Genomic DNA, 24216 nt, shown 5'->3' on the forward strand with positions numbered 1-24216 from the left:
GGCGGCTCAGATCAGGCCGAGCTCACGCACCGCGTCGCGCTCCTCGGCGAGCTCGCGCACCGAGGCGTCGATGCGGCCGCGCGAGAACTCGTTGACCGCCAGGCCCTGGACGATCTCCCACTTGCCGTCCTTGCAGGTGACCGGGAAGGAGGAGATGAGGCCGGCGGGCACGTCGTACGAGCCGTCGGAGACGACGCCCATCGAGGTCCAGTCGCCGGCCGCGGTGCCGTTGACCCAGGTGTGCACGTGGTCGATGGCCGCGTTGGCCGCCGACGCCGCCGACGAGGCACCGCGCGCCTCGATGATCGCGGCGCCGCGCTTGGCGACGGTCGGGATGAACGTGTCGGCGAGCCACGCCTCGTCGTTCACCGTCTCCGCGGCGTTCTTGCCGGCGATCTCCGCGTGGAAGATGTCCGGGTACTGCGTCGCGGAGTGGTTGCCCCAGATCGTCAGCTTGGCGATGTCGCCGACCGCGGCACCGGTCTTCTGCGCGAGCTGCGAGATGGCCCGGTTGTGGTCGAGGCGGGTCATCGCGGTGAAGCGCTCGGCCGGTACGTCCGGCGCGTGCTGCTGCGCGATGAGCGCGTTGGTGTTGGCCGGGTTGCCGACCACGAGCACCTTGATGTCGTCCGCGGCGCCGGCGTTGATCGCCTCGCCCTGCGGCTTGAAGATGCCGCCGTTGGCGGACAGCAGGTCGCCGCGCTCCATGCCGGCGGTACGCGGACGCGCGCCCACCAGCAGCGCGATGTTGGCGCCCGCGAAGCCGTCGGCCGGGTTGTCGAAGATGTCGATGCCCTTGAGCAGCGGGAACGCGCAGTCGTCCAGCTCCATCGCGGTGCCCTCGGCGGCCTTGACCGCCTGCGGGATCTCCAGGAGACGCAGCTTGACCGGCACATCCGGGCCGAGCAGGTGGCCCGAGGCGATACGGAACAGCAGCGCGTAGCCGATCTGGCCGGCCGCGCCGGTGACGGTGACGTTGACGGGCGTGCGGGTCATCGTTGCGATCTCCTGCTACCTGGCGGGTGAGGGTTCCCGGAACGGGGATATCTCGTGATCGAGATACTTCCGACGGCCACCCTACTCCGCCCGCGATGCCCCGATGGCCGGTCTGGTACGGCATGTGGGAAACACCACCGAAACCGGCCTTCCGCCGCCGCCCCGGGCCGCGCCCGGGTCAGCCGGTACGCCGGGGCACCCACGGCAGGTCGACCAGCGGCGGAGGCACCGAGAGCCCGAGCATCACGACCGCGCCGCCGAGCACCAGCATGACCATGACGTCGGTGAACCGGCTGCGCACCGCCAGGATGCCGACCTCGCGGACGAACAACCGCAGTATCGCAGCCACCGTGAGGGTGCCGCCGACCATCAGCGTCGCGGACCGGAACCCGAACAGCGCGGCGGTCACGAGGGATCCGGCCAGCAGCGCCAGCACCAGGACCGCCGGCCACTCGCGCAGGCCGCCGGGGCCGGTGGGCGTCGAACCGCCTTCGGGGAGGAACGTACCGTCGTCCCGCGAACCGCGGCCGGAGCGCGGGGCGCGGCGTGAACCGCGCGACGCGGCCCGCCCGGGCCCGTTCGGCGCACCGGGCCCACCGCCGTGACCCGGCCCCCGGGATGCGGCCGGTGTGTTCGACGCCATCGCCGTCACCGCACTCGGCCGGGGTGCGCCGGGAACGCCGTCGCGGTGGCGTCCCGACCGCGAGCCGGCTTGTGGGCCATGCCTGTTGCCCTCCTGCTGTCCGAGCGTTCCACTCTAGTGGGATCCCCGTGCGGGCGGTCCAGGGGTCGGCGGCGCTCCCGCGGGCGGCGGGCACCGCCCGCGGACGACGGCTCAGCGGCTCGCCAGCTGCCGCTCCGCCGCCTCCACGACGTTCGTCAGCAGCATCGCGCGGGTCATCGGGCCGACGCCGCCCGGCATCGGAGCGACCCACGCGGCCTTCTCCAGGACCTCCGGGTGCACGTCGCCGACCAGGCCCTGCTCGGTACGCGTGATGCCGACGTCGAGCACGACCGCGCCGGGCTTGACGATGTCGGCGCTGACCAGCCCCGCGACGCCCGCCGCGGCGACGATGATGTCGGCCTCCAGCGCGTGCCGGGTCAGGTCCTTCGTGCCGGTGTGGCACAGCGTCACGGTGGCGTTCTCGGTGCGGCGGGTCAGCAGCAGCCCGATCGGGCGGCCGACGGTGACACCGCGGCCGATCACGCATACGTCGGCGCCGTTGAGCGGGATGTCGTACCGGTGCAGCAGCTCGACGATGCCGCGCGGCGTGCACGGCAGCGGCGCGTCCTGGCCCAGCACGAGGCGGCCCAGGTTGGTCGGGTGCAGGCCGTCGGCGTCCTTGTCCGGGTCCATCAGCTCCAGGACGCGGTTGGCGTCGAGGCCGCGCGGGAGCGGCAGCTGCACGATGTAGCCGGTGCAGGTCGGGTCCTCGTTGAGCTCGCGGACGACCGTCTCGACCTCCTCCTGCGTCGCGGTGTCGGGCAGCTCGCGCTGGATGCTCGCGATGCCGACCTCGGCGCAGTCGCGGTGCTTGCCGCGCACGTAGGAGTGGCTGCCCGGGTCGTCCCCGACGAGGACGGTGCCGAGGCCGGGGTTGATTCCCTGGGCCTTCAGGGCCTCGACACGGACCGCGAGTTCGGACTTGATGGTGGCGGCGGTCGCCTTGCCGTCGAGCTTCTGCGCCTTCAAGGGGTTCTCCTGATCCACGGGTGCAGGCCGTCTCCCGGGCGGGGAAGGGCCGCGGGTCACCTCGATTGTCCCGTACGCGGCGTGTCCGCCTCACGCACCCTGCGCGGAGGGGCGCCGAGCTGGGCCAGCACCTGCGACGCGACGCCGGAGCCGGGCTCCCGGGCACCGGCGAGGAGGGCGTACGTCAGGCGCTTGAGGTGCTGGCGGAGCACCGGGTGCCCCCACAGTTCGGGCAACTCGGGCGGCACCGGCGCGCGGCGCTGCTCCGCGGCGGAGGCCAGGGCCTCGATGTAGGCGTCCAGCTTCTCCGCGTCCTCGTCGGTGAACGGCGCCTCCGTGGGCTTGCCGTAGACCGCGAAGCCCTCCGGGTCGAGCGCCGCCTTGTAGTCCGCCAGTTGGTCGGCCACCGGCTTGAGCGGCGCGGCCATCAGGCGGAAGCCGAGGCGCTGCACGATGACGACCGCGGGCCACAGGCGCTCGACGCCGCGGCGGCGTCCGACCAGCTCGCCGAGGGACGACTCGTAGACGGTCCACAGGTCGATCAGCTCGCGGCGCACCGCGGTACGCAGCTTCAGCCACGCCGGCGCGTTCTCCTCCGCCTGCCCCGCGACGACCGCGCGCAGCATCATGCCCTCGGCCCGGATCGCCCGGCCGAGCGCGACGGGCAGGCGCTCGGTGGACGCCCGGCGCCACAGCAGGAAGCTCGCGAAGACGCCGATCCCGAGGCCGATCAGCATGTCCAGCAACCGGGTCGAGGCGAGGTCGCCGACGTGCCGGTCGGGTGATCCGGCCCCGACGAGCAGCAGCGGCACGGGCGTGATGAAGGCGACGCCGGCGACGAGGTTGCGACGCATGACGGTCTGCGCGGCGCCGTACAGCAGCGCGACCATGACCACGGTCTCCCACGCGCCGGGCGCCAGGTCGTGCAGGAAGACCGTGACGATCGCGACGCCGATGAAGGTGCCGATCGCGCGCTGTAGCGCGCTGCCGAGGTCGAGGACCGCGTTGCCGCCCTGGAGTGCCGCGGCGGCGCCGATGGCGACCCACGAGGGGTGCACGATCGGCAGGATCTCGGCGAGGCCCGTGGCGGCACCGACCGCGAGTCCGGTGCGGACCGCGGCGGGCGGCAGGCGCGACGCGCGGCCGGCGGCGGCCTTGAGGAGTTCGAGGGTCTTGGGACGGTCGCCCTTGAGTGCCTCGCCCTGCGGCATGGCCGGTTCGCCCGCGGCGCGTACGGCGTCCCGCAGCGCGGTGCGCAGCCGCCGCTGGCCGTTGGTCTCGGTGTCCGCGAGCAGGGTCGGCAGGGCGGGGCTGAGCCGGGGGCGGCCGACGGCGTCGGCGAGGCCGCGTACCGCTTCGCCGATCTCGGGCGGCAGCGGTCTGGCGCGTTCCTCGGCGAGGAGTTCGCCCGCGTGGAAGATGTCGTGCGCGCGGCGGACCAGCACCTGGAGCCGCCGGGCCTCGCCGGACAGGCGCGTACGGCGGCCGTCGGCGCGCAGCAGCGTGACCCACGCCTGGTAGACGGCCTGGGACGCCTGGTGGCGCGCGGCGTCCACGCGCGGCCCGCCGATGGCGTCGAGGAATCCGGCGACGGCGGTGAACGCGTCGGCGATGGCCACGTGTTCGGGGTGGGTCGGGCGGACGAGCCGGCCGGACATCGAGATGAGCCAGCCGCCCGCGCAACCGACCAGCAGCAGCGCGACGTTCCGCGGGATATCGGAGGTGCCGCCGGTGGCGAACGTGCCCATCGCGCACACCAGCGTGAACATGTAGCCGCCGGGGCGGCCGACGCGGAGTGCGCCGCACATGAAGGTCGCGGCCGCCGCGACGACGGCGATGACGAGTGCGGTGACCCAGCGGTGCCCGGCGGCGAGGGAGCCGGCCGTGTAGGACGCGGCGAGGCCGAGCCCGACGGCGGCGAGCACGCGGGCGCGGCGGACGTACGGCTCGCGCGACGCGTAGAGGACGGAGTAGCCGCCGATCGCGGCGGTGGCGCCGTGCGTGACGCCGCCGACCGCGGTGACGAGGGCGAAGGGGAGGCCGACGCCGAGGGCCGCGCGGGCGCCGTTGGCCCAGGCGAAGCGGTCGTCGGTGAGGGTGACGATCGGGCGCAGTGTTCCGGCGGCGCTGTGTCCGAGGTCGGGCGGGTGCTCCTCCGGGAAGAGGGGCAGCGGACCCGGGTCGGCGACCTGCTTGCTCATCCCCTCGAACACTACACAAGTTGATCAAAGCGGACAAAGGCTGGATATTACGATTTCCGGTGATCAACTTCGCGATAGAGAATTTAATACCCGAGACCCGACCGGAGCGAATTGACTAAAGATCCCCGTGGGCCGATTCTTTCCCTCGGCGGCCCAGGGGGGCTACCTGGCGACCGTTCCGGGGGCAATGGGCCGTCTTCTTTTCGCGAGGAGAAGTCTTTCCCATGTTTCGGACACAGCGGGGCATATCCCGCATGGGTTCGGCGTGCGCGGCCACCGGTCTGGCGGCTGTCGCCGTCATCGGCATGTCGCCGGCCGCGTATGCGGACGCCGGCAAACTGCGCTTCAAGGGCCACGTCAAGGACACCGCCGGACGCATCGTCGTCGACCGTCCCGAGCAGTGGTTCGACGAGAGCGCCGGCACCAATTTGAAGGTGCTCGGGAGTGGTGGGCCCGAGGTCACCGTCTACTGCATCGACCTGGACACCGCGGTGAACGGCAGCGCCGACTACCGCGAGGGCACCTGGGCGGAGTCCTGGCTCAAGGACACCGCGAAGATCGCCAAGATCAACTGGGTGCTGAACAACTCGTACCCGAAGGTCACGAGCCTGGCCGAACTGGCCGAGAAGGCCGGTGTGCCGAAGGGCCGCAAGCACGACGGGCTGTCCCCGGCCGAGGCTGTCGCGGCCACCCAGGCGGCGATCTGGTACTACAGCAACGGCGCCAAGTTCGAGCGGGTCAGCGAGTCCGGCTGGGCCGCCAAGGACGGCGACAACGAAGACGTGTCGGCCGTCTACAAGTTCCTCACCGGCAGCGCCAACACCGGCCTGGACACCGAGCCTTCCGCATCGCTGGAGCTCGACCCGACCAAGGTGACCGGCACCGACGGCGACCCCAAGGGCGTCGGCCCGGTCACCGTCCGGACCACGTCCACCGAGCCGGTCGCGGTCGCGCTCGAGGGCACCGTGCCGGCCGGCGTCTCACTGGTCGACGGCCAGGGCCAGCCGATCACGACGGCCGCCGACAAGACCGAGCTGTGGGTCAAGGTTCCCAAGAACCAGAACCCGGGCGCGGCGAACATCTCGGCGCAGACCAAGGCGTCGGTGAACGTCGGCCGGGTGTTCATCGCCGAGAGCCGCAAGAAGTCGCAGACGTTCATCACGGCCGGCTCGCAGCCGTTCGACGTCAAGGCGAACGCCAAGGCCGAGTGGAGCCACAAGGCCGTTCCGGCGCCCTCGGTGGCCTTCCGCGAGGAGTGCCAGGAGGGCGGCGTCTCGGTCGAGCTGAAGAACGCGGGCGACGCGCCCGCCGACTTCGTGCTCAACGGCCAGACGATCAAGGTGCCGGCCGACTCGGGCAAGACCGAGCTGGTCAAGGTGGCGGAGGACGCCGACTACAGCATCACGGTGACCGGCCCGGGCAACTTCTCGGAGACCTTCGCCGGCAAGCTGGACTGCGTGCAGCCGCCGGTCGACCCGGAGCCGACGACGACCCCGACGACCGAGCCGCCCACCTCGCAGCCCCCGACCTCGGAGCCGCCGACTTCCGAGCCGCCCACCTCGGAGCCGCCGACCTCCGAGCCGCCCACCTCCGAGCCGCCCACCTCCGAGCCGCCCACTTCGGAGCCGCCCACCTCGTCGGCCCCGACCACCGGCAAGCCCGCGACGTCCGCCCCGGCGACGTCCACCAAGCCGGCGACCAGCGGCGCGCCCAGCTCGCCCGCGGCTTCGTCGCCCGCCGCCTCGTCGTCGGCGCCGCCCGCCGCGACGAGCCCGACCGGAGGCGAGCCGCCGCTCATCCCCGAGGTCGAGCCCGGCACCGAGAACCCGCCGCTGACGATCCCGTGGGTGCCGGTCGGTGACGGCCAGGACCTGGCCGAGACCGGCGGCGACGACAACTCCACGACGCTGATCGCCGGTGCCGCAGCCGCACTGCTGCTGGCCGGCGGCGGTGCGGTGTTCCTCAGCCGCCGCCGCGGAGGACGCCACCAGGCGTGAGCCGACCGCACCCGCGGATAGCCGCGGGCAGCGTCCGGTGACCGTCGCATAGCACCGCAGAAGTACCCAGAAAGGGCCCCGCCTCGCCGGCGGGGCCCTTTTTGTGCGACCGATGCCTCCCGAATTATTGGGATTGACTCCGGAGGGTGCACTTTATTTGTCGACAGCACGACTAATTCCCGGCGTTCTACCCGTTCTTTGGGAAAGGTAAAGCCCTTGGAACAAGCCTGTGACAATTCTCGAACCGCATTGCCGGGCCCCCCTAGGCTGCGGACAGTCATTTGGCGGCCCCGTCACCCCGCCTGACACCACGACCTCTCATTCCGAGCCCTACTCGATGGGGAGCAACTTATGTTCCGTACGCATGACCGGAAGATCGTCGGACGCGTGTCCGCGATCGCGGCGGCGTCCGCTTTGGCGCTGGGCGGCACCCTCGCTCTCGCGGGTCCGGCGCACGCGGAAGGTGTCAAGGGCGAGTTCAAGGGCTTCGCCGATGTGACCGGCGACAACAAGGAGGACTCGCTCGGCCTTTTCGTCAAGGGCTACAAGCACGGCGACAAGGTCGTCGCAGGCCTCATGGACCTCAAGCTGGAGACCGGCGAGACGCTCAAGGTCTACTGCGTCGACATCGAAACGGGCACCGAAGGCGGCAACAAGTACGCCGAGGGTGAGTGGGGCACCACCTGGCCGTCGGGTGCCGACGCCGCCGAGCGCCGCGCCAAGATCAAGTGGATCCTGCTCAACTCGTTCCCGACGGTCTCGGTCGACACGCTCAAGACCAAGGTCGGCATCGAGGGCCTGGACGCCCAGGAGGCGGCCGCCGCGACGCAGGCCGCGATCTGGCACTTCAGCGACAAGATCGACCTCAACGACGCCGGCAAGGGCGACGTCACCAAGCTCTACGACCACCTGGTCAAGTCGGCCACCGCGACCGACAACAACGAGCCGAAGATCTCCCTCGAACTGACCCCCGAGGAGCAGAGCGGCAGCCCGGCCGCCACCCCGGGCGTAGGCCCGTTCACCGTCAAGACCAACGCCGAGGGCAAGGTCATCGAGGCCGACCTCAAGGCGGGCGCCCCGGCCGGCACGACGCTGGTCGGCAAGGACGGCAAGGCCGTCACCAAGGTCGGCAACGGCGACGAACTGTACGTCAAGCCCGCCGCGGGCAGCGAGACCGGCGAGGCCACCGTCGAGGTGTCCGGCAAGTCCAAGCTGGACGCCGGCCGCATCTTCAACGGCACCAAGAAGGGCACCTCCCAGGCTTCGCAGAAGCTGATCCTCGCCGAGCACCAGACCGTCACCGCCAAGGCCGACGCGAAGGCCAAGTGGGCGGCCAAGGGCGCGCTCCCGGCGTTCACCGCCAAGCAGATCTGCGCCGAGGGCGGCGTCGAGGTGACCACGAAGAACAACGGCGACATGCCGTTCGAGTTCACCCTCGACAACAAGAAGTCGACCGTGAAGCCCGGTGACACGGCCAAGCAGGTCGTGAAGATCGAGGAAGACCAGGCGTACACGATCAAGATCCTCGGTCCGGACAACAAGACGCTGAAGGAGTTCAGCGGCGTCCTGGACTGCAAGACCGCCTCGACGACCGGTGGCGGCGGCAGCACCCCGACCCCGTCGGCGCCCGCACCCAGCGCCCCGGCGCCGGCCCCCGCGCCGAGCGGTCCCTCGCTCGCCGAGACCGGTGGCAGCGACAGCAGCAACGGCCTGTACCTGGGCGGCGGCGCCGTGCTGCTGCTCGGCGGCGGCCTGGTGTTCTTCGTGATGCGTCGCCGGGCCGCGCAGTAAGCGGCACGGCGCGGGCCGCGACGGTCGTACGGCCGACCACGCGCCGCACGTAGCACCACCCGCACGACACAAGGCGACAAACGGCGAGGGCCCCGGACTTCGAGTCCGGGGCCCTCGTACGTCACCTCCCGCCCGGCATCGCGCAGCTGGCGGTGGTCATCGCATCAGTGGAAGAAGTGCCGCGTCCCGGTCGTGTACAGCGTGATGCCGGCCGCCCGCGCCGCCTCCACGACCAGCTCGTCGCGCACCGAACCGCCCGGCTGCACCACGGCCTTGACGCCCGCCGCGGTCAGCACCTCGAGACCGTCGGGGAACGGGAAGAACGCGTCGGACGCCGCGACCGAGCCGATCGCCCGCTCCCCCGCCCGCTGCACCGACAGACGCGCCGAGTCGACCCGGTTGACCTGTCCCATGCCGACGCCGACCGTGGCGCCGCCGGACGCCAGCAGGATCGCGTTGGACTTGACCGCGCGCACCGAGCGCCACGCGAAGACCAGGTCGCGCAGGGTCGCCTCGTCGGCGGGCTCGCCGGTCGCGAGGGTCCAGTGCTCGGGGTTGTCGCCGGGCGCCTGGAAGCGGTCGGTGTTCTGGAGCAGCAGACCACCGTCGATCTGCCGGAACTCGGCCACCGCGGACGGCGGCTCGGGGGCGCGCAGCACCCGGATGTTCTTCTTGCGGGCCAGCGCCTCGACCGCGCCCTCCTCGTAGTCGGGCGCCACGATGACCTCGGTGAAGATCTCCGCGACCTGCTCGGCCATCGCCAGCGACACCGGGCGGTTGACCGCGATGACGCCGCCGTACGCCGAGACCGGGTCGCACTCGTGCGCGAGGCGGTGCGCCTCCGCGACGTCCGCGCCGATCGCGATGCCGCACGGGTTGGCGTGCTTGATGATCGCCACGCACGGCAGGTGGTGGTCGTACGCCGCGCGGCGGGCCGCGTCGGTGTCGACGTAGTTGTTGTACGACATCTCCTTGCCGTGCAACTGCTCCGCTCCCGCGAGCCCGCCCGTGCCGCCGCTGTAGAGCGCCGCGGCCTGGTGCGGGTTCTCGCCGTACCGCAGCACCGCCCGGCGCTCGCGCGTCGAGCCGAGGAACGCCGGGAACTGCTCGTCGTCGGCGGGCGCGTAGGCGTTCGAGAACCACGAGGCGACCGCGACGTCGTAGGCGGCCGTGTGCGCGAACGCCTCGCCGGCCAGGCGCTTGCGCGCGGCCAGGTCGAAGCCGCCGTCGGCGACCGCGGCGAGCACGTCGGCGTACCGGGACGGGCTCGTGACGACCGCCACCGACGGGTGGTTCTTGGCCGCGGCCCGGACCATCGAGGGCCCGCCGATGTCGATCTGCTCGACGCACTCGTCGGGCGTCGCGCCCGAGTCGACGGTCGCCTGGAACGGGTAGAGGTTCACCACGACGAGGTCGAACGGCTTGACGTCGAGCTCCTCCAGCTGCGCCCGGTGCGACTCCAGGCGCAGGTCGGCGAGGATGCCGGCGTGCACGCGCGGGTGCAGCGTCTTGACGCGGCCGTCGAGGCACTCCGGAAAGCCGGTCACTTCCTCGACCTTGGTCACCGGCACCCCGGCGGCGGCGATCTTTCCGGCGGTGGACCCGGTCGAGACGAGTTCGACCCCGGCGGCGTGCAGCCCCTGGGCGAGCTCCTCAAGCCCGGTCTTGTCGTACACGCTGACCAGCGCGCGGCGGATCGGACGCTTGCTCGAGGAGCTCTCGGGGGTGCTCATGATCCGAATCGGACCTTTCTTCCTTCGATGCGGTAGCCCTCGCGGGCGAGGCGGCCCACGATTTCGACGAGCAGGTTGCGCTCGACAGTCTTGATGCGCTCGTGCAGCGCGTCGCCGCCGTCGGCCTCGTCGTCGTCCTCGACCGCGACCACGCCCTGCGCGATGATCGGGCCGGTGTCGACGCCGGAGTCGACGAAGTGGACCGTGCAGCCGGTCACCTTCGCGCCGTACGCGAGCGCGTCGCGCACGCCGTAGGCACCGGGGAACGACGGCAGCAGCGCTGGGTGCGTGTTGACCGTGCGGCCCTCGTAGCGGCCCAGGAACGCCGGACCGAGGATCTTCATGAAGCCGGCCGACACCACCAGGTCCGGCCGGTACGCGGCGACCGCCTCGGTCAGCGCCCGGTCCCACGCGGCACGGTCGGCGTGGTCGCGGACCTTGACGACGAAGGTGGGCAGGCCGGCCTTCTCGGCGCGTTCGAGGCCCAGGATGCCGCCGCGGTCCGCGCCGACGGCCACGATCTCGGCGCCGTACCCGGGGTCGGCGCTCGCGTCGAGGAGTGCCTGGAGATTGCTGCCCGATCCGGAGACGAGGACGACGAGCCGCGCGGGCCCGGAGGTGCGCGGGGCGTGTACGGCCACTGCGGAGGCTCTTTCCGAACGGAGGGCGCGAGCGGGGGTGTGCGACCGGCGGCGCGGCGGCCTGGCTCCCTCAGGTACACCCCGGACATCCGGATGGGGATATCCGACGGGATATAAGGGGAACACGCGGGCAGCGCCCGATCGTCAGCAACGATAGCGTCAGGTGGTACGCGGTACCGAACCCGGGGATGGGCGCGGGCCGGGTCATGCGTACGACGTGCCGGACCGCGCGGGCGACCGCGGGGGGACGCGCGTGTATCGCACCACCGCCCGGACCGCGGAGGGGGCGCACACGTACGATCCCGGGGTAATGGTTCGCATCGGCCGGCTCGCGCAGCCGGGCCCAGGGCACGGAGGTAGGGCACTCTGCTGGACGACGCCGGGCGCGGCACGGTCGCGAGAGCCCGTGGTACGGACGCGCGTGAGGCATTGGGAGCGGGTGCCCCTTGGGGATCCGGCACGACGAGGGCAGGCGGCATGAGTACGGGCAACAGCACCGGCAACGAGACCGACGAGCGCGACCCGTACGCACCGCCGCCCGAGGGGGCCCCCGACCGGCCCCCGGCCGCGCCCTGGAACCTGCCCGGTTCCGGCGGCGACGGGTCCGGCGGTCCCGGTGGCTCGGGTGGCTCGGGCGGATCCGGAGGGTCGGGCGGCTCCGGCGGCGGTCCGTGGGGCAGCCCGCGGCAGGGACGCGACCGGCAGGACCGCGACCGCGAGGACCGCGACGACGAGCGTCCGCCGGCCGACCCGCGCCGGCGCAACGCGCGCATCGCGCTGTGGATCGGCGTGTGGGGGCTGTTCCTCGCCTTCTTCTTCTGGGAGGAGGCCGGCATCGTCATGGGCATCGCGGCGGTCGTGCTCGGCGCCCGTGCCCTGCGCGGCACGTCGGCCCCGCAGGTGGGACCGCGCATCGAGCAGGGGCCCGGCGGTACTGCCCGTACGCCTGGGCGCGCACGGCGGCTGGTCCGCCCGGCACGGGTCGCCACCACGCCCGGCGCCACCACCCAGGGCACGGTGCCGCGTCCGCCGGGTGCCATGGTCGGCCTCGTCACCGGCGCCCTCGCCGTGGTGTGGGTGCTCGGCGTGTGGAGCTTCCGGTGGTCGCAACAGGACTACTACGACTGCATGGACGCCGCGCTGACCAAGCAGGCCCAGAAGCAGTGCGAGCGTGAACTGCCGAGCTTCATGCGGAACATGGTCGACAACATCGACAACAACCCGATCTGATCCGAGACCGGGTCGGGCTACGCCCGCCGCCCGCCGCGGCACAGAGCCGTCGTCGAGGTCTGCACCACACCGGGTTCCGGGGTGGTGCGGGATCCGGGGCGGTGCGGGCCTCGACCGGTTCCGGACCCGGTTCCGGATCTCGACCGGTTCCACGGCCTTGCGGCGTCGCGGCCCTACCTCTCGAACATCGGCTGCGGCTGGGCGTCGGGGGTCGGCCACAGCGGCGCCTTCGGATCGTCGCCCAGGTGCCGGAGCGCCTCCAAGACGCGGTGTTCGCTGCCCGGCGGCATCTGGGCGAGCAGCCGCAGGGTCCGGACCAGCTGTGCGGTCGGAGTGCCCGCCGGCCATCGACGGCGCATGCTGTGTTCGGTCTGGATACCGCGCTCTCCGACGCGGGCCGGGCGTTCGCCGGCACTCGGTGTCGGCGCGAACTCCCGGTGTCAGCGGGAGGATTGCTCCGGTACCGGGACCACGACCGTGGCCAGTTGCGCGGCCGCGCGGACGCGGCGCCAACGCCACCAGCCCGCAAGCGCCGCGGTGAGGACGGCGGCGACCGCCACCGCGGCGGTGACGGATCCGGCCGCCGGCCAGATGTGGGGGCCGGTGCGAGTGAGCCGCTGCGCGCCCGCGGCACCGGTGGAGAGCCAGGCTGCCCCCGCGACGAGTACGCCGGTGACCGGCCCGGCCGCGGCCGCGGCGGCGAGCGCGGTCCGCAGCCTGCCCGCCTGTCCGCCGCGCGCGGCGATCAGGCCGGCCGCCACCCCGGCGGCCACCGGCACGGCGAGCGTGCACCACCCGGCGATCGAGGTCGTCCCGGGGAGCGCGCCCAGCAACGGCAGGGCCGGGACCGCACCGAGGTCGACACCTGTGGGCGCGACCGTGGTCCCCACGCCGACCGCGAATCCGGCACCCGAGGCGTACGCGACGGCGCACATGATCGCGTTGGGCATGAGCGCCGCGCACAGCAGCGCGAGCGCGACGGTGTCGGGCACCCCCACGGCGACCCGGTCGACGTACGCACCGACCGCGTGCGCGTGCACGATCAGCGACGCCGAGACGATCACCGCGCCGCCCGCGGCCAGCACGCACGCCGCGGCGGCCCCCGCCCGCAGCGCCACCGCGGCCGGCCCCGCGTACGGCCGTACGCGGTCGCGCAGGTGCGACGGCATCCGCTCGGACAGGTCGCGGTAGGCACCCGTGCGGAGCGCGCCGTACATGCCGAACACCAGCGCGGCGGCTCCGGCGGCGACAGGGGCGCGCTCGCGCACCGGCTGGATCGCGGGGGTGCCGGCGATGACGGCGATGCCGTACGCGAGCCCGGCGTACACGATCGCGAACGCCGAGAGCGCGAAGGTCACCGCGCGGGCGCCCCCGGTCTGCCCGCTCTCTCCGGCCGCGGCACACCGGCGGCCGGCGCGTACCAGGACGATCACGAGGGGGACGGTGACGCCGAGCGGGACGATGCCGAGGCGTACCGCCGCACCCGGCTGCTCGCCCGCGACGTCGAGCCCGACGCGCTGGGCCGCGAGCCAGACCTGCCCGGCGGTGCGCAGGATGTCACCCGGGTCGGTGAAGCCGCCGCCGAAGGCGTCGGCCAGCACGGCGAGGAGCACCGGTACGAGGGCGAAGCCGAGGCCTAGGCCGACGGCGACGAACCCGGCGGCAGCCCCGTCGAGTGCGGCGCGCAGGTCGGCGGCGGGGTCGGGAGCGTCGGAGAACTCCTCGTCCTCGACGCCCGCACTGTGGCCGTCGCCGTGGAGGCCGTCTTCGGGACCGTCGTGATCGTCGAGGACTTCGAGGCCTTCGGGACCGCCGAGATCGCCGACGTCGGGGTCGGCCGCTGCGGGGTGGCTCGGCAGCGCGGGTACAGGGGTGTCGCTCACGATCCCTCATGCTGCCAACGCGAAGGCAATCTGCCCGGTATATGGCCTTCGCACCGGCCGTGTCGGCTGGGATCTGCTGGCATTCACACAGATTCGACAGTTATTGATCTGATTTCACAAGAAATATGGCATTACCAAGTACGCGGTGGGGTATCGGTGCGCCCAGGCGGATGCTCCACCCGTCCCGTCCCGTTCCGCACGGTCCGGCACACGAGCAACCGAACGGCGGTCCCACCTGTCGGAGCGAGTACGGGGAGCACGGCGAGCATGCACGACGACGCGAGCTTCGACGCCTTCTACAACAGGACGGCGGCGGACGTCGCGCGGCACGTCTACCTGCTGACGGCCGGGCCGCACCGCGCCGCGCACGTGACGCACCGGGCGTACGCGCGGGCGTACGCCGAATGGGAGACCGTCTCCGCACTCCCCTCACCCGAGTCGTGGGTGCGCATGCTCGCGTCGGACATGGCGCTCGACCACCTGCACCGCGCGCAACAGCGGATCGGCAGTTGGATACCCCATCCGGACCGGGTCGCCGCCCAGGTCGCAAGGGTGCGGCGGTCACCCGCCCCCGGCGGTGTGGACCAGGCCGAGGCCGAGGCCGCAGCCGAAGACGTGCCCGAAGTCGCGGCAGAGGACGCGCCCGAGAGCAGGGTCAAGGACTCCGCCAAGGACGCCGCCGAGGATGCGGCCTTGTCCACACCCGCGACCGCACCCGATGCCCCTTCCTCTTCCTCGTCGGATGCCGACGAACCCGGCACGGATCCCGACGCGGGTCCGGATGTGGACGCGGCGGCCCCGGACATGGATGCCGACGCGGGCCCGGGCTCCGGCACGGGCCCGGACAAGGGCAGCACCGACCCAGACACGGGCGGCGCGGACCCGGGCGCGGTGGCCGCGGACGCTCCCGGCGGGGCGTCCGAACCGCCGGAGACCGACTCCGCCCCGGGCAGCCCCGTACCCGACCTCACCGGCGACAAGAGCGACGCCGTGGACCGCGCGTGGTCCGCCGACGTCGCGCTGCTGCGCGCGCTGCGGCGGGTGCCCGCGCACCGTCGCCGGGCGGCCGTCCTGCGCCACCACCTGGGCATGGAGCCGGAGGAGATCGCGGTCGAGACCGAGGCCACGACCAACTCCACAATCGAGCGCATCAGCCTTGCCAACGAGCAACTGGCGCGACGTGTCGGCGAGTTGACGGGCCCTGACCCGGACGGCCCGGAGGCGCACGAGCGCCTGAACGCGGTGATGACGGATCTGACGAAGCGGTACCGGCCCAAGCTGCACTCGGCCGCGAGGATCCGCGGCAGCGCCCGTACGCGCGCCGTCGTGCTGGTGGCGGCGGTCGTGGCGGCGGTGCTCGGCCTGGGCGGGTACGCCCTCTCCTCCATCGCCGACCCCGGTGGGCTGCCCGACAAGCGTGCCGAGGTCCAGGCTTCCATCGCCGCGCGCGGCGGCCTGGGCGCGCAGGTCGCGGAGCAGGCTCCCAAGCAGGAGTTCAGGTTCGGACGCACCAATGCCAAGGCGGAGCAAGTACCGCAGGGTCAGTACGAGTTCGTCTACATCAAGGGGTCGTCCGAGCGCGACGGGGGCACTTTCCTGTCGATCGAGGCGGCGCACGCGGGTGTCGACCCGGAGGCGATCGTGGGCGTACGCGACGTCCCCTTGGCGACCGAGGCGCGCTTCCGCGGCGAGAAGGCGTTCGGGATCACCGAGGAACGCTTCGTGGACCCGCCGCTGTTCCTGTCCCGCCTCGCCGAAGGCCACCTGGCCAGAACGGTCTTCCAGATCCACTACGACGACAACAACCAGGTCGACCGCGTCGTCGAATACATCCGTTAGCGTCGGCCGCCCGGCAAGTTCGCCGTCACCGCCGCGCGGGGCAAACGTCGCTCGTGGTCACCGACAATCGCGGCCTCGCCGCTACCGGGCGGTGAGTTCGTCGACGTACACCGCGCTCCGCCCCTCGGCCCCCGCCGCCGGAGCGAAGGCGACGCCGATCTCCCGGACGTCGTGGAGGTCCGCCACCCCGGACAGGTCCAGGGTCAGGCGCGCGCCGTTCGGACCGACGGTGACCGCACCGCTGTCGTACCAGGCCATTCCGCCGCCTGTCCGCACGTACTCGCGCGACGCATGACGCTGTCCTCTGCCCCGTCGGAAGCCCGCCCGGGAGCCCGTTGCCGTCACGAACTCGCCAAGCCGACACGCGTTTTCGCCAACTGCCCGGGCAGCATACGCGCCATGGCGATACGGCATCGCCGCACCGGACCACCGCGGAGCCGAGCCGGGCCCGTCGTGGGGTTGGACCGCCGCAGCCGGCCCGTCGCCGGAAGCGGGAACGGCTGTGGCCCCCACCACTGGTGGGGGCCACAGCCGTTCGTGCCTTGCGCCCTACGCCGACGGCGTGGGTCAGCCCTCCATGATGGCGCGCATCAGGCGGGCCGTCTCGGACGGGGTCTTGCCGACCTTGACGCCGACCGCCTCGAGCGCGTCCTTCTTGGCCTGCGCGGTGCCCGCGGAGCCCGAGACGATGGCGCCGGCGTGGCCCATCGTCTTGCCCTCGGGGGCGGTGAAGCCCGCGACGTAGCCGACGACCGGCTTGGTGATGTGCTCGGCGATGTACGCCGCCGCGCGCTCCTCGGCGTCGCCGCCGATCTCACCGATCATGACGATCGCGTCGGTGTCCGGGTCGTCCTGGAACGCCTGGAGGCAGTCGATGTGCGTGGTGCCGATGATCGGGTCGCCGCCGATGCCGACCGCGGTCGAGAAGCCGATGTCGCGCAGCTCGTACATCATCTGGTACGTCAGCGTGCCGGACTTCGACACCAGGCCGATGCGGCCCGGCTTGGTGATGTCGGCAGGGATGATGCCCGCGTTCGACTGGCCGGGGGTGATCAGGCCGGGGCAGTTCGGACCCACGATGCGGGTCTTGCCGCCCTTCTGGCCGGCCAGCGCCCAGAACTGCGCGGTGTCGTGCACCGGCACGCCCTCGGTGATGACGACCGCGAGGCCGATCTCCGCCTCGATGGCCTCGACCACCGCGTCCTTGGTGAACTTCGGCGGTACGAAGATGACCGTGACGTCCGCGCCGGTCGCCTCGATGGCCTCGGCCACCGTGCCGAAGACCGAGATCTCGGTGCCGTCGACGTCGACCTTCTCGCCGGCCTTGCGCGGGTTCACGCCGCCGACGATGTTCGTCCCGGAGGCCAGCATGCGGCGGGTGTGCTTCATACCCTCCGAGCCGGTCATGCCCTGGACGATGACCTTGCTGTCCTTGGTCAGGAAGATAGCCATGGCTGGTTCGTGCTCCCTTACTTCGCAGCCGCGAGCTCGGCGGCACGGTCGGCCGCGCCGTCCATGGTGTCCACCTGCTGGACCAGCGGGTGGTTGGCGTCGGTCAGGATCTGACGACCCAGCTCCGCGTTGTTGCCGTCGAGGCGCACGACGAGCGGCTTGGTGACCGCCTCGCCCTTGCTCGACAGCAGCTCCAGCGCCTGCACGATGCCGTTCGCGACCGCGTCGCACGCGGTGATGCCGCCGAAGACGTTGACGAAGACCGACTTGACGGCCGGGTCGCCGAGGATGATCTCCAGGCCGTTCGCCATGACCTCGGCCGAGGCGCCGCCGCCGATGTCGAGGAAGTTGGCGGGCTTGACGTTCGCGTGCTTCTCACCGGCGTACGCGACGACGTCCAGGGTGCTCATGACGAGACCCGCGCCGTTGCCGATGATGCCGACCTCGCCGTCCAGCTTGACGTAGTTGAGGCCCTTGGCCTTGGCCGCCGCCTCCAACGGGTCGGCCGAGTCCTTGTCCTCCAGCGCCGCGTGGTCCGCGTGCCGGAAGTCGGCGTTCTCGTCCAGCGTCACCTTGCCGTCGAGCGCGATGATCTTGCCCTCGCCGGACTTGATCAGCGGGTTGACCTCGACCAGCGTGGCGTCCTCGGCGACGAAGACGGTCCACAGGCGCTGCAGCACGTCGACCAGCTGGTCGTGCAGCTCGGCCGGGAACTTGGCGGCCTCGACGATCTCGCGGGCCTTGGCCTCGGTCACGCCCTCGATGGCGTCGACCGGGATCTTGGCGAGCGCGTCCGGGTTCTCCTCGGCCACGACCTCGATCTCCACGCCGCCCTCGACGGACGCCATGGCGAGGAAGGTGCGGTTGGTCCGGTCGAGGAGGAAGGAGACGTAGTACTCCTCCGCGATCTCGCCCAGGCCGGCCAGCATGACCTTGTGGACGGTGTGGCCCTTGATGTCCATGCCCAGGATGTCGGTGGCCTTCTCGACCGCCTCGTCCGGGGAGAACGCCAGCTTGACGCCGCCCGCCTTGCCGCGGCCGCCGACCTTGACCTGGGCCTTGACGACAGCCTTGCCGCCCAGGCGCTCCGTGGCGGCCCGGGCCGCCTCCGGGGTGTCGACGACTTCACCGGGAAGAACCGGCACCTCATGCTTGGCGAAGAGGTCCCTCGCCTGGTACTCGAACAGGTCCACGCGCGTCCGTCCTTGTGATCGCGGTTGTTGTCGGAAGACATCGCGCCACGTTCGTCGACCACGAGGGTCCCGCGGAGGCCAGGAAGGCTCGCCCCCAGAACCCTGGTGGACGGCGTCCGTACGCGCAGCTGATCCGCTTGCAGATTAACCGGGACGGCAACCCGGTCAGAACCGGGGGCTTGATCACACCGCTTCATGTGTCGTACCGCCGACACCGACCGACCCCCGTCCGGGCCGGGTACGTCCCGTTTCACCCGATCCATCGTTGCGCACACCGCACGCTCGCGCACGCTCCGGTCCGAAATGCCGCTTCCGGATGTGGTGCAGCCCACGTCGCGCACACCGGCTCACCGGGTCGGTGAGCGCGGATTCACCCCTCCGGGACCGGCAGCGGCGTCCCCCGGACGGCGGCGGCCATCAGCTCCGGGAACAGATCGGGCGTGCAGGCGAAGGCCGGACTACCCAGCGCGGCCAGCGCCGCGGCGTTCTCGTGGTCGTACGCCGGGGCCCCCTCGTCGGACAGCGCCAGCAGCGTGACGACCTGCACGCCCGCCCGCCGCATGGCCGCGACCCGGCGCAGCATCTCCTGCCGCACACCGCCCTCGAACAGGTCGCTGACCAGCACCACAATCGTGTCCGAGGGCCGGGTGACCAGGCCCTGGCAGTACGCCAGCGCGCGGTTGATGTCCGTACCGCCGCCCAGTTGCGTGCCGAAGAGCACGTCCACCGGGTCGGCGAGCTGGTCGGTCAGGTCCACGACCGCCGTGTCGAAGACGACCAGCGAGGTGCGCAGCGACCGCATCGAGGCGAGGACCGCACCGAAGACCGAGGCGTAGACGACCGAGGCCGCCATCGAGCCGGACTGGTCGACGCACAGCACGACGTCCTTCCGCACACCGTGCCGCTGCCGCCCGTACCCGACCAGGCGCTCGGGCACCACCGTGCGGTGCTCGGCCTGGTAGTGCTTGAGGTTCGCGCGAATCGTGGCGTTCCAGTCGATGTCGGCGTGCCGCGGCCGGTGCACGCGCGTCGAGCGGTCCAGGGCACCCTGCACGAGGCTGCGCGTGCGCTGCGCGATCCGCCGCTCCAGGTCGTCGACGACGCGGCGGACCACGCCCCGCGCGACCTCCTTGGTCTCGTCCGGCATCAGCCGGTTGAGCGAGAGGAGGGTGCCGACCAGGTGCACGTCGGGCTCGACGGCCTCCAGCATCTCCGGTTCGAGCAGGAGCCGGGTCAGGTCCAGGCGCTCGATCGCGTCCTGCTGGAGGATCTGCACGACGCCGGGCGGGAAGTACTCGCGGATGTCGCCGAGCCAGCGGGCGACCGAGGGGGCCGAGGCGCCGAGCCCCGCGGAACGCGGCCCCGTACCGCCGCCGCCCCGGCTCTGCCCGGGCGCGGGACGGTAGAGCGCGGCCAGTGCCTCGTCCATGCGGCGGTCCTGGCCGGCGAGGCCGCAGCCGGTGCCGTCCGCGTCACCGCCCAGGATCAACCGCCAGCGCCGCAGGCGCTCGGGGTCCGCGATGCCGGGACCCGCCCCCGGCCCGGGCGCGGCCCCGGACGGTGCGCTGCCGGACGATGTGCCTCCGGACGATTCGCCTCCGGACGCCGCGCTGTCGTAGGACGTCGTCACGAGTCGCCTCCCGAGGGGACGGGGCCGCCGAGCAGGTACGCGACCAACGGCAGTGTGGAGTCCGCCCGATCGCGGTCGAAGGGGAAGTCGCCGTCGCCCGGGCCGCCCTGCCCGCCGCGGGCCGGGTTGCGCAGGCGTTCGCCCAGCGTGCGCCGCTCCGGCGCCGCGAAGCCGGAGAAAGTGCGGCGCAGCAGCGGCAGCACGTCGGTGAAATCCTCCGCGGGGATCCCGGACACCCACGCGTCGACCAGGCCGAGCAGCGCCTCGTCGTGCGCCAGCAGCAGGCCACCGCCGGACAGGAAGCCCTCGATCCACGCGGCGGCGTCGCGGTACGCCGTGCCGCGCGTCAGCGCCCGCGACATCCGCGGCCCGGCGTCGTCCGCGGTCAGCCGCCCCGCGTCCAGCAGCAGGCGGACCGCGCGGCCGGTCAGCAGGCCCGGGAGGCTGTCGCGGTCGGCGAGCCGGCCGAGCGCGGCGTACCAGTACTCGCGCAGGTCTTCGTCGCCCGGCCGCGGCGCGAGAAGTGTCGTGGCGTCGTGCACGTCGTCGAGGTGGCGGCGCATGTCGCGCGCACCGTCGTCGTCCAGGCCCGCGCAGGCCGGGACGAGGCCGACGCAGATGCGCAGCAGCATTCCGTCGACCACCGAGGCCAGCGCGGCCGTGTCGGTGCCGCGCACGTCCCCGTAGCGCAGCGCGCGCACCAGGGCGGGCAGCGCCTCCGCGAGTGCCGCGACGTCGGAGTCCAGCGCGACACGGTCCTCCAGCACGCGCATCACGGTCGGCAGCGCGTCCGGCAGGTCGGCCCGGAGGCAGCGCTCGGCGACGGCGGTCACCTCGCCCAACGACGAGGCGTGGACGGCCAGATCGACCGCCCGCGCGGTCGCCGCCGCCAGGACGGTGGTGCCCCAGATCCCCGCCTCCGCGACCCGGATCGCGAGTTCGGGCTGCCACGCGAGGGTCCACTCCTCGCGGAACGTCCCGGTGCCGCGCTGCCCGGCGGCCGGGACGCCCCACGCCACGTCCAGCAGGTCGAGCCTGGTGAGCAGGCGGCTTCGCGCGAGGTCGGTGGGCTTGCGCAGGTCGAGCCGCAGTTCACGCACCGCGGCCTCGGGGCCCAGCCGCAACTTCTTCTGCTGCCGGTTGAGGTCGCGTTGCAGCGGTACGGCGGGCACGCTGTCCGGCACGGTCCCGATGCGGTCGCCGACGACGATGTCGTCGTGCACAAGGGCGAGAGGCGCGTCGTCGCCGTCGCACATGACCGCGCGTACCGCCTCCAGGGTTTCGTCGAGCCCGGCGAGCGGGCGGCCGCGCAGCGTCGCCAACGCCTCGGCGTGCCGGACCGCCTCGATGACGTGCGCCGCCGAGACGGGCCGTCCGGCGTCGCGGAACAACCCCGCGATGCGCACGAACCAGTGGGGAAGCATGCGTTCGGGTGCGTGGTCGGCGAACAAGTGGTGGTACCAGCCCGGCGAGGCGACGCCCGCGCCGTAGCCCGAGGCGTGGGCGAGGCGGCGGTACGTCCACGGCACCCACGTGGCCTCGACCTTGACCTTGGGCAGCACGCCGCCGCGCGAGAACGCCGCGAACGGGGCCAGCACCGCACGGTCTTCGGCCGCGGGCCGGGTGGCCGCCAGCGCGGGTACGTGCCACGCCCCGCAGACCACCGCCACTTCGCGGAACCCCTGCTTGTAGGCGGCCGCGACGGCCAGCCGCATGTGCGCTTCGCGCGCCGCCTCCAGGTCGGGGAACGGCGAGGCGGGCGGCGAGGCGGGCGGCGGTGGTTCGGCCGCGGGGGTGCCCGTGGCGCCCTCGGCTGCGCCGTCGGCGCTCTTGCCGTCCGCGTCTGTGCCGTCCTTGCCCGGGCTGCGCTTGCCTGTGCCGTCGTTGCCTGTGTCGCCCGCTGCCGTGCCGACCGCGCGCAAAGCGGCCATCGCCTCGGCGAGGAGCGCGAACGGCGCCATCGGGTCGCTGTGGTCGGCCCGGTGCTCGACCGCGTCCTCCCACCAGCGCTCGGGGTCGTCGTGCCCGGCGACCCGGGCGAGCATCGCGATGGGGTCGGTGCGGGTGGCGGCCGGGTCGGTCACCGGGTCCGGTGCGCTGTCGCCTGCACCGCCGGGCCGGGTGTCGGTTCCGGCATCGGTTCGGGCGTCGGTCTTGGCGGCGGCATCGGTGTCGATCTCGGTATCCGTACCGGGGTCGGTGTCGGTGTCGGTGTCGGTGTCGGTGTCGGTGTCTTCCGCGGTCGGCGGCCCGTGCAGGGACGGGACCGGCAGCGCGTTGCGGGCGCGGTCCAGGGCGAAGGAGCAGCCGGCCGGCAGGTCGATGAACCGGACCGGGATGCCGTTGTCGAGCGCGTACCGGACGGCGACCCATTCGGGGCTGAACTCGGCGTACGGCCAGAACCCCGCCTGGGCCGGGTCGTCGACCGCGTGCGCGAGCAGCGCGACCGGCGGCTTCATGTCGGGGTCCGCGGCGTACGACAGCAGCAGGTCGGCCTCGGGCGGCCCCTCGACCAACACGATGTCCGGGGCGAGGGCTTCGAGGGCGGCGGCCACGGCCCGTGCGGAGCCGGGGCCGTGGTGGCGTACCCCGAGAAGATGCGGAGTCCTCGCCGCCTTCCCGGACTTCGCGGGCGTACCGGACTTCCCCGCCCGCGGGCCGGGGACCGTCATCAAGATGCCCCCGCCTCGCGGGCCGCGCGGTAGAAGTCCTGCCATCCGTCACGCGACCGGACGACCGTCTCCAGGTACTCCTGCCACACCACGGCGTCCGAGCCCGGGTCCTTGACCACCGCGCCGAGGATGCCCGCCGCGGTGTCCGCCGGACGCAGCACGCCGTCGCCGAAGTGCGCTGCAAGCGCCAGGCCGCCGGTGACCACCGAGATCGCCTCGGCCGTCGACAGCGTCCCGGACGGGGACTTGAGCTTGGTGCGGCCGTCCTCGGTCATGCCGGAGCGCAGCTCGCGGAACACCGTGACGACGCGCCGCAGTTCGGCCTCCGCCGCCTCGACCTTCGGCAACTGGAGCGAGACGCCGAGTTGTTCGACACGGCGGGCGACGATGTCGACCTCGTCGTCCGCACTCGCGGGCAGCGGCAGCACCACCGTGTTGAACCTGCGCCGGAGCGCGCTGGACAGGTCGTTGACGCCGCGGTCGCGGTCGTTGGCGGTGGCGATGAGGTTGAACCCGCGTACCGCCTGCACCTCGTCGTTCAACTCCGGCACCGGCAGCGTCTTCTCGGACAGGATCGTGATGAGGCTGTCCTGCACGTCCGCGGGGATCCGGGTCAGCTCCTCGACGCGTGCGATGCGGCCCTCGGCCATGGCACGCATGACCGGCCCCGCGACCAGTGCGTCCCGGGACGGGCCGTGGGCCAGGAGTTGCGCGTAGTTCCAGCCGTAGCGGATCGCCTCCTCGGGGGTGCCCGCGGTGCCCTGCACCAGCAGCGTCGAGTCGCCGCAGATGGCCGCGGCCAGGTGCTCGGACACCCAAGTCTTCGCGGTGCCGGGCACGCCGAGCAGCAGCAGAGCGCGGTCGGTGACGAGAGTGGTGACGGCAACCTCGACTATGCGTCGCGGCCCCACGTACTTCGGGCTGATCACGGTGCCGTCGGGTAGCACACCGCCGAGCAGGTACGTCGACACCGCCCACGGCGACAGCCGCCACCGCGGCGGACGGGGCCGGTCGTCGGCTCCGGCCAGCGCCGTGAGCTCGGCGGCGAAGTCCTGCTCGGCGTGCGGCCGCAGCGCGGTGCCGGTGTCCGCCCGGTCGCCGGCCGGGCCGGCCGCGCCGGTCGCGGGAGTCGTGGGTGCGGAAGAGGTCACGGACAGCCCCCGGAGTCGATGTGTGCGGTCTCTGGATCCGGCCGAGGGCCCCGGCCGCCGTGATCGCGGCTGCCCCGACATGTCCAAGACTGCCCGGCCGGTCTGACACGTTCC

At 72.6% G+C, this 24216-nt stretch carries 18 protein-coding genes; 4 read left to right on the forward strand and 14 right to left on the reverse strand.

The window, feature by feature from the left end:
* Nucleotides 1-6: 6 nt before the first annotated feature.
* The 4 genes from ACWD12_RS01970 to ACWD12_RS01985 all read right to left on the reverse strand — a co-directional run bounded on the left by ACWD12_RS01970 (nucleotide 7) and on the right by ACWD12_RS01985 (nucleotide 4890).
* The gene (locus tag ACWD12_RS01970; RefSeq protein WP_358356662.1) at nucleotides 7-996 is read right to left on the reverse strand and encodes a malate dehydrogenase; all 990 of its coding nucleotides are present in this window, start codon (nucleotides 994-996) and stop codon (nucleotides 7-9) included.
* A gap of 178 nt (nucleotides 997-1174) precedes the next feature.
* Entirely contained in the window at nucleotides 1175-1639 is a 465-nt protein-coding gene (locus ACWD12_RS01975; protein ID WP_358356660.1) for a DUF3017 domain-containing protein, read from the reverse strand.
* 192 nt (nucleotides 1640-1831) lie between these two features.
* Nucleotides 1832-2689 (reverse strand): bifunctional methylenetetrahydrofolate dehydrogenase/methenyltetrahydrofolate cyclohydrolase, encoded by an 858-nt coding sequence (locus ACWD12_RS01980; RefSeq protein WP_450097919.1) that lies wholly within the window; start codon nucleotides 2687-2689, stop codon nucleotides 1832-1834.
* A 56-nt stretch (nucleotides 2690-2745) separates the two neighbouring features.
* Nucleotides 2746-4890 (reverse strand): FUSC family protein, encoded by a 2145-nt coding sequence (locus ACWD12_RS01985; RefSeq protein ID WP_450097920.1) that lies wholly within the window; start codon nucleotides 4888-4890, stop codon nucleotides 2746-2748.
* A 224-nt stretch (nucleotides 4891-5114) separates the two neighbouring features.
* Here ACWD12_RS01985 and ACWD12_RS01990 point away from each other — a divergent pair, with 224 nt between their 5' ends.
* Together ACWD12_RS01990 and ACWD12_RS01995 are read left to right on the forward strand one after the other, a co-directional pair.
* A complete protein-coding gene (locus ACWD12_RS01990; protein WP_450097921.1) occupies nucleotides 5115-6887 on the forward strand; it encodes a Cys-Gln thioester bond-forming surface protein in 1773 nt (590 codons plus the stop codon).
* 351 nt (nucleotides 6888-7238) lie between these two features.
* Entirely contained in the window at nucleotides 7239-8678 is a 1440-nt protein-coding gene (locus ACWD12_RS01995; protein ID WP_450097922.1) for a thioester domain-containing protein, read from the forward strand.
* A 164-nt stretch (nucleotides 8679-8842) separates the two neighbouring features.
* Here ACWD12_RS01995 and purH read toward each other — a convergent pair whose 3' ends face one another.
* Both purH and purN read right to left on the reverse strand, forming a co-directional pair.
* A complete protein-coding gene (purH, locus tag ACWD12_RS02000) occupies nucleotides 8843-10411 on the reverse strand; it encodes a bifunctional phosphoribosylaminoimidazolecarboxamide formyltransferase/IMP cyclohydrolase (protein WP_450097923.1) in 1569 nt (522 codons plus the stop codon).
* Entirely contained in the window at nucleotides 10408-11052 is a 645-nt protein-coding gene (purN, locus tag ACWD12_RS02005) for a phosphoribosylglycinamide formyltransferase (protein ID WP_358356652.1), read from the reverse strand. The genes purH and purN overlap by 4 nt, the downstream gene beginning before the upstream one ends.
* A gap of 477 nt (nucleotides 11053-11529) precedes the next feature.
* Here purN and ACWD12_RS02010 point away from each other — a divergent pair, with 477 nt between their 5' ends.
* On the forward strand, nucleotides 11530-12282 hold the full coding sequence (locus tag ACWD12_RS02010) for a hypothetical protein (RefSeq protein WP_450097924.1): 753 nt from the start codon (nucleotides 11530-11532) through the stop codon (nucleotides 12280-12282).
* Nucleotides 12283-12455: 173 nt separating this feature from the next.
* Here ACWD12_RS02010 and ACWD12_RS02015 read toward each other — a convergent pair whose 3' ends face one another.
* Both ACWD12_RS02015 and ACWD12_RS02020 read right to left on the reverse strand, forming a co-directional pair.
* On the reverse strand, nucleotides 12456-12641 hold the full coding sequence (locus tag ACWD12_RS02015; protein ID WP_450097925.1) for a hypothetical protein: 186 nt from the start codon (nucleotides 12639-12641) through the stop codon (nucleotides 12456-12458).
* An 81-nt stretch (nucleotides 12642-12722) separates the two neighbouring features.
* Nucleotides 12723-14165, reverse strand: coding sequence for a cell division protein PerM (locus tag ACWD12_RS02020; RefSeq protein ID WP_450097926.1), 1443 nt, complete (start codon nucleotides 14163-14165; stop codon nucleotides 12723-12725).
* Nucleotides 14166-14432: 267 nt separating this feature from the next.
* Between ACWD12_RS02020 and ACWD12_RS02025 the strand changes: the two genes are divergently transcribed.
* Entirely contained in the window at nucleotides 14433-16004 is a 1572-nt protein-coding gene (locus ACWD12_RS02025; RefSeq protein ID WP_450097927.1) for a hypothetical protein, read from the forward strand.
* 81 nt (nucleotides 16005-16085) lie between these two features.
* On the opposite strand, the gene ACWD12_RS02030 is transcribed toward ACWD12_RS02025, so the two are convergent.
* From ACWD12_RS02030 to ACWD12_RS02055, 6 genes are all read right to left on the reverse strand, one after another.
* The gene (locus ACWD12_RS02030) at nucleotides 16086-16418 is read right to left on the reverse strand and encodes a hypothetical protein (protein ID WP_450097928.1); all 333 of its coding nucleotides are present in this window, start codon (nucleotides 16416-16418) and stop codon (nucleotides 16086-16088) included.
* Nucleotides 16419-16571: 153 nt separating this feature from the next.
* Nucleotides 16572-17456 (reverse strand): succinate--CoA ligase subunit alpha, encoded by an 885-nt coding sequence (gene sucD / locus ACWD12_RS02035; protein ID WP_358356643.1) that lies wholly within the window; start codon nucleotides 17454-17456, stop codon nucleotides 16572-16574.
* A 17-nt stretch (nucleotides 17457-17473) separates the two neighbouring features.
* Nucleotides 17474-18649, reverse strand: a complete 1176-nt coding sequence (gene sucC, locus ACWD12_RS02040; protein WP_450097929.1) for an ADP-forming succinate--CoA ligase subunit beta — start codon at nucleotides 18647-18649, stop codon at nucleotides 17474-17476.
* 370 nt (nucleotides 18650-19019) lie between these two features.
* Complete coding sequence (locus ACWD12_RS02045; protein WP_358356670.1) at nucleotides 19020-20171, reverse strand: VWA domain-containing protein; 1152 nt, start codon at nucleotides 20169-20171, stop codon at nucleotides 19020-19022.
* Nucleotides 20172-20275: 104 nt separating this feature from the next.
* Nucleotides 20276-22951 (reverse strand): DUF5682 family protein, encoded by a 2676-nt coding sequence (locus ACWD12_RS02050; protein WP_450097930.1) that lies wholly within the window; start codon nucleotides 22949-22951, stop codon nucleotides 20276-20278.
* Nucleotides 22951-24102: an ATP-binding protein gene (locus ACWD12_RS02055; protein WP_450097931.1), complete on the reverse strand. Its 1152-nt coding sequence runs from the start codon at nucleotides 24100-24102 to the stop codon at nucleotides 22951-22953. The genes ACWD12_RS02050 and ACWD12_RS02055 overlap by 1 nt, the downstream gene beginning before the upstream one ends.
* Between the last annotated feature and the right edge of the window lie 114 nt (nucleotides 24103-24216).

The sequence above is a fragment of the Streptodolium elevatio genome, from assembly GCF_053592165.1.